Genomic DNA, 13577 nt, shown 5'->3' with positions numbered 1-13577 from the left:
ATCAAACAATAACCCCACACTCTTAATTTAACTCAACCCTTCTCCTGAAAAACGCGAACACTCGTTTTCATTTCTGCGTAGCGTGGATCTTGTATATAATCTTGTTTTAGCATTTTAATCACCTCTATGCTTAGAAAACCAAATTCACTAACCACTTTACCATAAAAACGATAAATACCCCTACCGCTAAAATAATACTGCGCAGCAACTGGAGGAAAATGCACCGAATCGAACACTTTACCTTCTTGATCAATCATTGTGGCAAAATACATGCGTTTTCCATTATGGGTTTTTGTATTCTTAACGGTAACCAAATAACCATAAATATCGATATGATGCCCTAAAAATCGCTCTAAATCGGCAACACTTCTATTGTTTTTGGGCGGCTCTGCCAGCAGCTCAAACGGGCTACACAAACAAAACCCCAAAAGTTCTAATTGCGTAAATGCCATTTCTAAATCAGTGCTATGCAATTGTGGAATCTCAAAATTCTGATGCTTCGGTGGAAACAATTTTGGATGATCAATTTTCACATTTTTATTAAGAAACAGATGCGCTTTCCAAAGTAATTTATGCTTGTTTACCCCAGTAAACCGAAAAGCATCTATACGAATGAGAATACTTGCTTGATCAATGCTAATAAAAACACGGTCTAAAAAATCTTCTAAAGAACTAAAACTTCCGTTGGCTGTTCTATCTTTTATAATTCGCTCCGCAACTCGATTTTCCAGTTCATGTAAATAGCCAAAACCAAGATAAATAGCCTTTCCATAAATGGCATTCTTATTAAAACTCTTATTAACACAAGGTGGATGTACTGTTGCACCCATCATTCGAGCTTCATGCACATAGAATTCAGAACGATAAAAACCACCACCATTATTAAGCACTGCCACCATATATTCTAAGGGGTAATAGGCCCGCAAAAACAAGGTTTGATAACTTTCTACTGCATAAGAGGCTGAATGGCCCTTAGCAAAAGCATAACCAGCAAAACTAGCAATCTGTTCCCAAACCTCTGAAATAAGCTTTTCTTGGTACGCTTTCTTTCTACAGTTCTCAAAAAATTTCTCTTTTACCTTTTGAAATTCTTCACGCGAACGAAATTTACCACTCATACCCCGCCGCAAAACATCAGCTTCGCCTAAATCTAGATTAGCAAAATGATGGGCTACTTTAATAACATCTTCTTGGTAGACCATTACCCCATACGTATCTGGCATAATTTCTAACATAACGGGGTGGGCTCTTTCTTTATCTCGCCCCGGATTTCTATGACGAAGAATATACTCTCTCATCATGCCACTTTTTGCGACTCCAGGTCTAATTATTGAACTTGCTGCCACCAAACCGAGGTAGTTATCGACCTCTAATTTCTTTAAAAGCATGCGCATAGCAGGTGATTCTACATAAAAACAACCCATACACTGCGCACTCTTAATTAATGCGTTAACCGACCGATCAGTCTTAAACCTACGCACATCATGAATATCAAAAGTGTTAATTTTTTCAGGTTGATTATACCCAATAATATCAACGGCCTCGCGTATTTTCGAGAGTCCGCGTTGCCCAAGAATATCAAATTTATACAGCCCTACATCTTCAGAAATAACCATATCAAACTGAACAGTCGGAAAACCTTTAGGTGGCAAGTGAGTAGCAGCAAACCAATGCAAGGGTTTTTCACTAATTAAAATACCGCCTGCGTGAATACTGAGGTAATTTGGCATACCTATAATTAAACCACCATATTTTATAACCAAACGCGATACCTCATCGAGCTGTGAAGGATTATATTTTCCACCAGAAAGTATATCAATCTCACTTTTTGGCAGTCCGAATACCTTACCCAATTCACGAACAACCCCTCGTTCTTTAAACGTTACATAAGTACCCAAAAGGGCTACATTTTTAAAGCGATTAAAAATATATTGAGTAACCGTTGGCCGATCACGATGCGAAAAATCAATATCAAAATCTGGTGGATTGGCTCGATACAAATTCATAAAACGCTCAAAATACAGATCTAATTCCATTGGGTCTACATCGGTAATACGTAAGAGATATGCAACAATACTATTTGCACCACTACCCCTACCTACATAAAAAAAACCTTGTCTTCGAGCATAGCTGATAATATCCCAATTAATAAGAAAATAAGAAACAAAGCCCATGCTTTTAATAAGCTCTAGCTCTTTCGCTACACGCTTAAAAACATCTTCTCCCCCATCAGGATATCGATACGGCAAGCCTTCTTGACACAACCGCTCAATCATTTCTTCATCTTCTTGCCTAGTAGCCGTATACGTTTTAAGGTTCTGCGGCTTTCTCTTGCTAGAAAAATCGAAATGTATTGTACAAGAATTTAATAGTCGCTCTGTATTTTCTAGGATAAAGGGGAATTCCGAAAAAGCTGCTGCTAAGTTCGCTATCGGAAACATCTTCTCATTCTGATCAGCTTCCTCTCCTTGTTCTAGCTTGCTCAGCAATATATTATTATCAACAGAACGCAGTAATCTATGTGCGTTAAAATCAGCTTTATTACGAAATGTAACAGGCTGCTGTACCACCAATTTGTCTTTCAATTTTGCTAAGCGCGAAAAAGGAAGCTTTCGTAAATCGGCTATTGAAATACCGATATATTCATAGTCTGCAAATGTAATTTGCTCATTCTGTAGTACTTTCTCAAAAGGATATATGATATAAACATCTTCAAATTCCGGTGCAATTAACGGCAACTCTTTTGCTTCATGCAAATGTTTTGATAGAAAATTATTTAGATTTAAATACCCATTGTTATTTTTTGCTATCCCCACAAAACACTGATCCACTCCGTTTCTAAAATCGATGCCAAGTATAGGATTCACACTATACTCAGGCGCTTTGCGTACAAAATTTAAGGCAGCCGATGTGTTATTAATATCAGTCAATACCAATTGCGTTACATGATTCTCTTGTGCTAACCGCAAGAGTTCTATTTCGGAAAAGGTTCCGAAGCGAAGACTATAATATGTATGACAGTTTAGATACAAAGTGTTAAGTGTTAAGTGTTAAGTGTTAAAGAAAAAACACAAATTCGAATACAAACATCAAATTCAAACTCAAAAGACATCAACTGAATCGAGTTACAGTTGAGTAAAAGACCCCTTTGTGGGTTAGGGGCCTTACTGTTTTCGGTGTGCTAAAACGATTGGCGGTTGCCCATTAAACGGATTATTCATTCGCCCAATAGTACGCGCACCCATAGCTGCTGCTCGAATCACACTTTTATCACCATATTTTTTTCGAATATGATCCATAGCCTGATAAAGGTTTAGGGCTTCTTCAGTATCTTCAAATAGGTTTATTTGATAATTACCGCTTACCAAATGGGTAAACCGAACACCAATTAAGCGTACTAACAACCTTCTGTTATAAAGTGTTTTAAAGAGCTCTAGAATCTTCGGAATTAAAATATGATCAGCACTGGTATAAGGTATTCGTACTTGTTTTGAATAGGTATTAAAATCTGAATACCGGATTCTTACCGCAATGCAGGCCGTCAATTTTTCACCTCGCCGTAATTGATAGGCCAAATTTTCGGTCATTGCTATTAAAATACCTCTCAACTTCACCATATCAATAGTGTCTTTATCAAAAGTGCGCTCTGTCGAAATAGATTTTCGTTCCCAAAACGGAATTACTGGTGTGTGATCAATACCGTTGGCACGCTTCCAAATTACAGCACCATTTTTACCCAATACCCGCCGCATAACATCTATAGGCATTTCTTGTATTGTTCCTACTTTTCGTAAACCTAAGTTTCTGAGTGTTTGATAGGTTTTATCACCCACCATGGGTATTTTTTTGATAGATAAGGGCGCTAAAAATGTTTTTTCTAAGCCATAATCAATTTTCAGTTGGTTATTGGGTTTCGCTTCGCCTGTTGCTACCTTAGAAACTACCTTATTACCCGACAAACCAAAGGAAATCGGCAAACCTGTCTCTTTAATAATTTTCTTTCGCAACTCCGATGCATATTTATATGAACCGAAAAAACGATCCATTCCGGTGAGGTCTGCATAAAACTCATCGATACTTGATTTTTCAAAAATCGGCACATGTTCCTTAACAATTTCGGTAACAAGATTAGAATGTTTGCTATATGTACCTGCATTACCTTTAATCCGTATGGCCTCAGGACAGAGTTCTTTTGCCATTTTCATGGGCATGCCTGAGTGAATACCATACCCACGGGTTTCATAACTACAGGCAGCTACTACTCCACGGTCGCTAAGACCACCTACAAGAATAGGCTTATTCTTTAAACGACTATCTAAAAGTCGTTCAACAGACACAAAAAAAGTATCTAAATCGAGATGTAAAATAGTTTTATTCATGCGTTATAAAAGAGAACGCTAATATATGGATTATTTCCAATTTTTTGGATTATTTCCAATTTAATAACTAAAAAAACACCCTGCATAAAGCAAGGTGTTTTACAAATTCATTTTCAAAATCTACTTCTCGTAAAAGAGCACGCTAGTCAAAGGCAAAACCTGTTGATATTCTAAATATTAAGGCATACATGCCCACTATTATCAAAAAGAAGGTAAACCATGTTAAAACCTTCAAATAGTTCTTAATAACATAATTGCTAAAATTTCTGAAAGCCTGTAAATAAATTTCTTTAATAAGTAATGTTGTCTTCATAATCACTTCATTTAATCGTTAAACATTAGTTAGCGATACAAAGGTCATGCTACATTAAGGATTTAATTAGAATACTAGTTCAAATGGAGGTGATACTAGGCAAAATACATTCAATAGGGTGTTCAGCAAGATTACTTGCGCTTTAAAGAAGTATGTTGTTTTTAGTTGATATGACACAAGAATTTGAAAAAGAGCGTATTAAGATTTTTTCAACGAAAAACCCTACACCTATAGTAAGATGCAGGGTTCCGACCTAACCAACTCAAACATGAAACATTATTTTCTTACTGAACTTTAAAATCGAAAAACTCTGATTGCGAAGTATTACCCACATTATCTTTGGTTATTACCTGCCAATAATACGTTTGCCCCGAAACTATATTAACCGACATCGAACTCTGAGAGGTAGCTCCCATATTTGTTGAAGGCGTAGCTACCGTACCAAAAATAATTTCAAATTCAGCTATATCATTATCAACATCACTGCCTTGCCATTCAAGAGTTACAGCTGTTGCAGCAGCAATAGACTCTCCTCTTTTTGGATTGACGGCTGATGCCGGAAATGGCGTATAATTCGTTACCCCTTCACCTGCATTATAAAATTTCCAAATAGCACTTACCGGGGCAGCTTCTGAATCATTACTTTTAGTAACCACATACCATTCATATGGTGTATTACTTTTTAAAGTAATCTCGGCATCGTTTGTATTTGATTCCGTTTTTTGAGTATCTCCGTTTTCAAGGTTCTTTAGATTCACTTCATAACTGTCTGCGTTTTGCGAAGCTTCCCATTGAAAGGTTATCGCACTTTGTAAATCACTAACAACAGTACCTTCGGTACATTCAGAATTATTTTCCGGAAAAACTAAAGCTACACTACCTGGATCCCCTACTGGATCTACATCAGGCACATCATTCTTACTTCCAGGACACGCCGTTAAAACTACTAGTAACAGTAATGACATTATCAGTTTTACTACTCTCATTGTTTTATTATTTTAAATGTTTTTGTTTCTCCATTTATCAAAACCGACAAAACATAAACTCCTGTAGTTAAGTTATCAGCATTAAGTTTAATCTCACTTGTATTTGGTTCAATGTTCTTTTTGAGTACTGTTCTGCCATCGAAAGTGTTTAATTGTATTGGTAACGAATAGTCAAAAGTATTGCCAAGTGCCACCGAAATTTCTCCACTTTGCACAGGGTTAGGATACACGATAATCATATCATTTAAATCAAAATTCTCTTCATAAAAACCTTGGCAAATCTTATCTGTTTTAACAGTTAGCTTTGTTAAAGATGTTCTTAAAGGAATAGTTACTTCCGACTCACTGGTTACTATTACCTCATCATTCAATGAAATAGTATATTCAACGGCACCGGACAAATTCAAACGAACCGATTTTGCACTTAAATTCACCTTTGAACTTACCGACAGTGCTTCGGGCTGTGCTACAACAACATCAAAACAACTCAAATAACCTGTTTGACCATCTACAGTAATACACACATTATAGGTGCCTCCTTGTAAATCAGAAAAAGAAATAGCACTAGTAAATCCATTTGTTTTATTTACCCCATTTCCGGTTAATGTTGCCGTATAATTATGATTAACCGCTGTTTGAATATTAATAGTTCCATTATTGCTATTAACACAAGACTCTCCTTTGGCAGACACACTAAAATTAGTATTAGGTAATGAGAAAATTTCGCACCCGGTTACATCAACTGCTGTACCAAATGGTGTATTTGGGCATTGGTCATCTGCATTAAGCACGCCATCATTATCATCATCATTAGGATTGTCGGGAATACCACCACCAATACTTACGGTAAAGTTTTTTGTGGAACCATCTTCCGCAGTTACTATATAAGTAACGGGGTTCGTAAAATTGTTCGCAGATACACCACTTTGTTGATTAACACCCGAAACAGCAATTGAAGCGCTCGCGGAAATGGCAAAAGTAGCCACCAAGTTTTCTGGGTTAATGTTATTTGGAAGATTCACCGAAATTACATTCCCATTAATTGAAGCCACCGTTGGCGGTGCCGTGATATTAAATCGGAAATCAGTAATTTCTTTTTCACTACTTAAGGTACTTCTAGAACCCACGGTATACCAAATACCCCATTTGCCATCTGGAATTAATTCGGAAGCATTGCCAGACGGACTAATTCTATCTGCAGCCATATTGATGGCCAAAATATTTTCATCACTACCACTAAAGGTGTCAAATATGATTTTATCATCTGTTTTCGAATAATTAGGAAACCCTAATTTGTTATTTTCATAGACAGTTTTCACATCACCAGTCTCAATATTTGCCGAAATTACTTCGTAAACACCATTTAAAGTATCAAAATAATCGAAGGCTATAATATTACCTGAAGTTTTTGAAAATGATGGATTACCTATACTTACACCTTCGGGTAAATTGGTAAATATTTTTTGAATGCTACCATCGCCATATGTATTGGTCTGATTATCCCAAACTTTCATAGCACCAACATCCCAATATTCAATATCCTCACCCTCTCCGTTCCGTAAACTATTTAAAGCATCATATATAAGATACTGCCCCGAATAATCCCATTCTAATGCATCTGGATATAATACATCACCTGTTGTTACACCATCAGCGGAAGTTGGATTATACAATTCGAAAGACCTAGAATCACCACTTACTAAATCAGAAATAAATACAACATTTGACTCATCATTTATAACTGCAGCTAGTTTGGTTCCATCTTTAGAAAGTGAAACAGCAGCCCAAATTGGCTCACTTGAAATCACCGTTTCTTCTATGTTATTTAAGTCGAGGTTTATAGCATTTACGGTGTTGTCTTCTGTAACATAAATGGCTAAACTACCATCATCGGCCACACTGGGTTTTCTATAAATTCCGGTTGTAGTTAATGGAAAATATTCCGTCGCGGCGGTATCAGACACATATAAAGTATTTGGATTATCAGTATCGATATCTAGGCTAAGAATATATTCATCTCCATTAGCAACAGGTATATCTTTATCGGTATCACTGCCTTCTCCATCTGTTATACCCACCGTATCATAGGCATTTCTTACAGCAGTTACTTCAGGTGTATTGTCTCCATATAAATCAATTGCTGATTGAATTACTGCAAGTCGAAGATCTATAAATTGTGAGGACACCGTTAAATAATTATCTAAGACACGATAATAAATTTGTTCTGCCTTGTTCTTACTAATATCTGTTGCGACTAAATAGTAGGCTCTATTTACAATTCCACTATTTATATGTACTCCACCATTATCTTGGCTTCCCGAATAATATTCGGTCATATCCTTTGGTTGCCATCCTTCTTCATTAGAATTTACCCCGTTGTTTGGATTCTCCATATCGCGCATAGCCCCCGAAGTAAAATAATTAGTATTCACAATATCTTCACCCAATTTCCAATCGTCCCGATCAATCATTGCTCCAAAAATATCAGCAAAGGATTCATTAATAGCACCTGACTGATTTAAGTACTCTAAATTCGCAGTTGCTCTAATTACACCGTGTGTCATTTCATGCCCACCTACATCCAAAGCACCAGCTAATGGTTTAAAAGCATCTCTTCCATTACCGTAGTAAATAGATTTTCCATTCCAAAAAGCATTATCTAATCCTCCACCATCTTCGTCCCCTACGTTAATAAAAGATATAATTGTACCTCCTTCGCCATTTATTGAATTTCTATTGAATGTATTTTTATAATAGTTATAAGAAACCTCAGCATTATAATGCGCAGAAACTGCAGTTGGGTTATCCCAATTATTAGTAGCGGATGTTACATGATAAATATCATTTTCTTCATAAGGCGACTCGTTTCTATAATCTAAAGTTATTATTGCACCTACAGGGTTATCTGGCAATTCAGATTGTGCTTCATTAAACATAGACACCGAAGTATTAATCAAATAATTTTGACCATTTAAGCTATAGGATTCTATTTGTCTATTTACCCCATTCAAATCATTGCCTGTACCAATAGTTGGAGGCACTAAAGCGGCCGAATGTGAATGACCATCTTCCTTTAAACTATGATACAAAGTACAGGTATGATAATATTTATTAATTATTTGACCTGATTGAGCATCAATAAAGTATTCCCAGCGATCTTTTGGATTTGGGAACACAGTTAAGTGTCTTACCAAAATATTTTTTTCTTCAAAAGGATAAATCAGGAGCTCTTCTTCAAGATCAGAATTTGTTAATTGAGAAAGACCCATAACCAAATTCTTATTATTCATTTTAGTCCCCAAATCAATTTCAACTACTTGTAAAGCATCAGAAACAGATAATTTAGGCACCGTACTTTCTATAATAGGTGTTGGCTTATTTCTTCCGTTTAAAGCACTTACTTTTTTGCTTTCGTCAAAATGCAAAACCACTTCACTACCATAAACTTTCACCCCCTGAAATACTTGCTGCATTTTAATGTGGGTCTGGCCTAATTTATCGACTTTATTGGAAATTTCTTTAAACTCAGAAGTTGGGTCGTTAATTTGAAGCAAATGTTTAACATCTACTAAATAATCATTAGCACTATTTTCTATCGATTGTTTTGCGGTTAAAGTCGCAGTTTCTTTGGTTGCTGTACTTTTAATAAACAATGGCAATCCATTTTCAGATTTATTAAGCACGCGATGTTTATACTTATTACTTACTGAACCTACATTAAAAACTGAAGGCATTTGAAAATTTGTTCGACCAGTTTTTAAATTTTTTCCACTTTTGTTTTTTACTATATCAAGCGTTTTAAATTTTTTCACTGTACCAGCCTTAGCCGATACGCCGCTTTTATGCTTTTTAGCATCAAAGGTATCTTGCCCCAAGATTGAATTTGTGGCTAAAAAACAAATTATAAAAGTTAATATCTGTAGTGCTCTTATCATAACTTATAATTCAATTAGTTTCTTTAGTTGCCTATAAAAATTCGAATAATCATCGGAGATTTTGTGATCTTCAGATCCCCAAACAACCCTATACTTATTACCTAAGTTTACTTCTTCCAAAAAATAATAGCGATTACCTGGATGGTTAAAATCTAATTCAGAAATTGACAACTCTTTTAATTCTAAAAAAATAGCTTTAGCCTCCTTTTTAGTTATAGCATCTAATTCAACAACTTCTTTTGTTAGTGAATTTGTACGAAATAGCTGGCCATTTTCAATAAGCACATATGTATTTATTGCACCGGTCATTCCACCACCATTACCAAAAATCAGTTGTTTTTCTGGCAGTTCATCAAAAGTATATTGTTGCGATTTACACCCTAAAAAAGTGAACGAAAAAATACCGAATAATAAGAGTCTCAATTTCATCTTTATGTTTTATATGAATAGATTACCCACCAAATTGATAAGTCACTGTAAGTCTAACCACATTCAATTTACTAACCAAACCATTGGTTTGATCGCTAGATAGATTTGCGATTCCAATTGCACCAGAAAGATCTATGTTCAATGATTCAAATAGTTTTACACCAGCACCAATATTTAAGCCACCATCTAGAGTCTTATAAACATCCGAATCTTTATTACCAATATTTAACTTATTACCATTAGACTTTGCCGAAAGCATATAAGCAACATATCCGCCCCCGAGAGCATAAAGACGTGCTTCGCCTCCAAGGTCTACTACATAAATTTTTGCATTGAAAGGCATTTCAACAAATGACGTTTTTACTTTAGCATAGTTTGTAACATTAGTAGATTCTATGCTAAAAGTCTTTTGCGTAAACATTAATGCAGGTTCCAATGAAGCATTATCACCTAACTCAATTTCGTAACCAAAACCAGAATGAAAAGAGAAGCCTGCGTTGAATAATTGTTGCCCCGCATTTGTATCTCTATCCTTAAGAGTCCAGCTAGAAACTCCTAATCCTGCTTTTACACCAAATTGAGCATTTGCATTTAAACTTAATAATGTAATTACCATTACTAATAGTACTTTTACTTTCTTTTTCATAATTAAATGTTGTTTGTTATTTATTGATTAGAATTTGTCCTAATTTGATGTTAGCAAGGTATTTTGAAAAGCTTGTTTCTGAAATACCATCTTGATTGTATTTTTTTCTACTGGTTTTCCAGTATATTGATTACAGGGTGTTTATAGTAACCTATAGTTATAGTATATTGGCGCTAGATAAGTCAAAAACCAGAACCTTAATGCGCATAATTGTTTACACTTTTATTCTATTTATATCATTTGTTGGTTCGGCTCAAACCGGACGTGAACAGCGAATTGATAGTCTAGAAAATGCTCTTAAAGCTGTGTTACATGACACCACTCGAGTAAATATTCTGAGTGAATTAGCCAGAACTTATGGCGGTGTAGATTCTCTAAAGTGTTTTGAAAATGGTTTTAAGGCAATTGCTCTAAGTAAAAAGATTAATTATCTAAAAGGGATGGCTGATGCGAATATTAATGTAGCCGGCGGTTATCTTGATTATTTTGATGCTGAAAACGCCAAAAAATATTTTGCTATTGGCAATAATTTTGCAGACAAACTTATAGCTAAAGACTCATCGGCTAGTAATATGAAGATTTGGCTGCGAGGTATTTACAATTTAGGCGTGGCTTATGGTTATGAAGGCAATGTAGAAAAAGAAATCGAAACTATTGCCATGACTATTCCTATTGCTCAGAAAATGGGCGATAAAATGTTTGTAGCCAATGGCAATACCAGCCTAGCCATTAAGTATGGCAACATTTCACTTCTTAATAGAGCTTATGAAATGTTTACCATAAGCCAAAAACAATACGAAGAAGTAGGCACCCCTGAAGATATGTTATATCACAGCCTATCTTTCACTTCCTGTTTGGTAGAATTGGATTCTTTAGAACGCATGAAATCTGTGTTAGATATCGCTAAAGAGAATTTAGATAAGTTTCCAAATTCATTTTATCAAGGTCCTTATTACGGAGAACTTGGCTTGTATTATGGAAAAACAGGAAAATACAAGCAAGCATTAGCTGCCCTGGACAAGTCTTATGATTATTGTAAGGCTAATAAAACAAATTATTATATAAAATTACTCTATCAACGATATGCTGATATTTATCAAAAAATGGGTGACTTTAATAAAGCAAAAGAATACACCTTAAAGTATGTCAATTTTAGTGACACCGAACACACAAGTGAGGAGATAGTAGGTTCATATTATAGATTGGCCAATTTCGAAGCTGGACTAAACAATTACCAACCTGCTTACAATTACCTAAAAGAGTATGTACGCGCTAGAGACACAATTCGAGTAGAGAATTTAGATAATGCTATGCAGCAACTTGAAATTCAGTACAAAACTACTACAAAAGAAAAAGAAATTCTCGCACTAAAAAATGAAAAGAATGAAGCAGCACTAGCATTAGAAAAGCGTAAATCTCAAAGTTACCTATTAGGCGCAATTGCCAGCATACTTGCTCTACTATTGTTTATAGGATTTTACGGTTACAATTCTAAACTTAGAAAGGCTAGAAAAAAAGAAATACAACAAAAAGTAGAAGTTTCTAAACTGAAGCAAGAACAACAAAACAAAGTGTTCTCCGCAATGATTGAAGGGCAAGAAAAGGAAAGGAAGCGCCTCGCTATAGATTTACATGATGGTTTGGGTGGAAGATTATCTGGCATAAGCCTTAATCTATCCAAACTAAATAAAGATGAACCTAAAGAATATCCTAAGGTGCAACTACAAAAAGTAATGAAAGATTTAGATGATTCTTTAACCGAGTTACGTTCTATTGCCCGAAACATGATGCCAGAAACCTTAGTTAAATTTGGTCTTAAAGCAGCTCTAAAAGATTATTGTAGTAGCATGACGGGAAGTGACACTAAAGTAACATTGCAATTTTACGGTACTGAAAACAACATAAACCTAAACCAACAAGTTACTATGTATCGCGTAATACAAGAACTTATAAATAATGCAATAAAACACGCAAATGCTTCAGAGGTTTTGGTGCAATATATGCGCGATGGAAATAAAGTTGACATTACTGTAGAAGATAATGGTATGGGCTTCAATAAAGATAAACTTCTGGATAAAGAAGGTGGTATGGGAATAGATAATTTAAGAACCAGAGTAGCATATTTAAAAGGAGATTTAGAATTTCATTCTGAAGAAAATGAAGGAACCACAGTTAATGTTCAAATTACAGTAGATGCAGCATAACCCAATAAACATTGTTATAGTAGATGACCATCCAATGGTTATTGAGGGACTAAAAACCTTGTTAGGTGATGATGTTCGTGTAATTGTCAAAACTCACTTTATAAATGGAAACGATACCCTTGCATTTTTAAAGAACAATACTGTAGATGTCATTCTTTTAGATGTAAACCTACCAGACATTAACGGTGTAGAAATGGTAACTAAAATCCTAAATCTAAGAGCAAATATTGGAATTATTGGACTTAGTACTTACAGCGAGCCAAGTATTATTAATCAAATGATTAAAAACGGGGTGAAAGGATACTTACTTAAAAATGCTACAGCCGACGAGTTAGTAAATGCTATCGCTCAAGTTCACCAAGGCAATTTCTATTTTGGTAGCGAAGTACAAAAAATACTTGCGGATTCGGTAACACAAGAAAGTCGTGATTTACCAAAACTCACAAGAAGAGAAAAACATATCTTAAAACTTATTGCCGAAGGAAAAACAACGAATACAATCGCAGAAGAATTATTTATCAGTCCTCTTACTGTGGAAACTCATCGGCGTAATCTTATGCAAAAACTAGAAGTTTCAAATGCCGCATCGTTAATAAAGATTGCTGTTGAAAAAAAGTTGATTTAAAAATCAAACCGACTATTCTATATTTCTTTTTGTAAACATCCCTTGTTATCGGTATTTTTT

At 35.2% G+C, this 13577-nt stretch carries 9 protein-coding genes; 2 read left to right on the top strand and 7 right to left on the bottom strand.

Annotation, left to right across the window (positions count from 1 at the left end):
• Positions 1-32 precede the first annotated feature (32 nt).
• From UH7x_RS09655 to UH7x_RS09625, 7 genes are all read right to left on the bottom strand, one after another.
• Positions 33-3032, bottom strand: coding sequence for a DNA polymerase III subunit alpha (locus UH7x_RS09655; RefSeq protein WP_482363519.1), 3000 nt, complete (start codon positions 3030-3032; stop codon positions 33-35).
• 132 nt (positions 3033-3164) lie between these two features.
• The gene (dinB, locus tag UH7x_RS09650; protein ID WP_482363518.1) at positions 3165-4379 is read right to left on the bottom strand and encodes a DNA polymerase IV; all 1215 of its coding nucleotides are present in this window, start codon (positions 4377-4379) and stop codon (positions 3165-3167) included.
• Positions 4380-4521: 142 nt separating this feature from the next.
• Positions 4522-4692 carry a DUF6747 family protein gene (locus UH7x_RS09645; RefSeq protein ID WP_348150769.1) on the bottom strand — a complete coding sequence of 57 codons (171 nt, stop codon included), beginning with the start codon at positions 4690-4692 and terminating at the stop codon, positions 4522-4524.
• 284 nt (positions 4693-4976) lie between these two features.
• A complete protein-coding gene (locus UH7x_RS09640; RefSeq protein ID WP_482363517.1) occupies positions 4977-5678 on the bottom strand; it encodes a hypothetical protein in 702 nt (233 codons plus the stop codon).
• A complete protein-coding gene (locus UH7x_RS09635; protein WP_482363516.1) occupies positions 5675-9613 on the bottom strand; it encodes a M4 family metallopeptidase in 3939 nt (1312 codons plus the stop codon). The genes UH7x_RS09640 and UH7x_RS09635 overlap by 4 nt, the downstream gene beginning before the upstream one ends.
• Positions 9614-9616: 3 nt before the next feature.
• Entirely contained in the window at positions 9617-10042 is a 426-nt protein-coding gene (locus UH7x_RS09630) for a hypothetical protein (RefSeq protein WP_482363515.1), read from the bottom strand.
• A 22-nt stretch (positions 10043-10064) separates the two neighbouring features.
• Complete coding sequence (locus UH7x_RS09625; RefSeq protein WP_482363514.1) at positions 10065-10688, bottom strand: porin family protein; 624 nt, start codon at positions 10686-10688, stop codon at positions 10065-10067.
• A 200-nt stretch (positions 10689-10888) separates the two neighbouring features.
• On the opposite strand from UH7x_RS09625, the gene UH7x_RS09620 reads away from it, so the two are divergent.
• Positions 10889-12892, top strand: coding sequence for a tetratricopeptide repeat-containing sensor histidine kinase (locus UH7x_RS09620; protein WP_482363513.1), 2004 nt, complete (start codon positions 10889-10891; stop codon positions 12890-12892).
• Positions 12882-13517, top strand: a complete 636-nt coding sequence (locus tag UH7x_RS09615; RefSeq protein ID WP_482363512.1) for a response regulator — start codon at positions 12882-12884, stop codon at positions 13515-13517. Before UH7x_RS09620 ends, UH7x_RS09615 begins: the two co-directional genes overlap by 11 nt.
• The last annotated feature ends 60 nt before the right edge of the window (positions 13518-13577 follow it).

This window comes from Aurantibacter sp. UH7, assembly GCF_056839165.1.
This window is presented reverse-complemented; position numbering and strand designations above follow the sequence as displayed.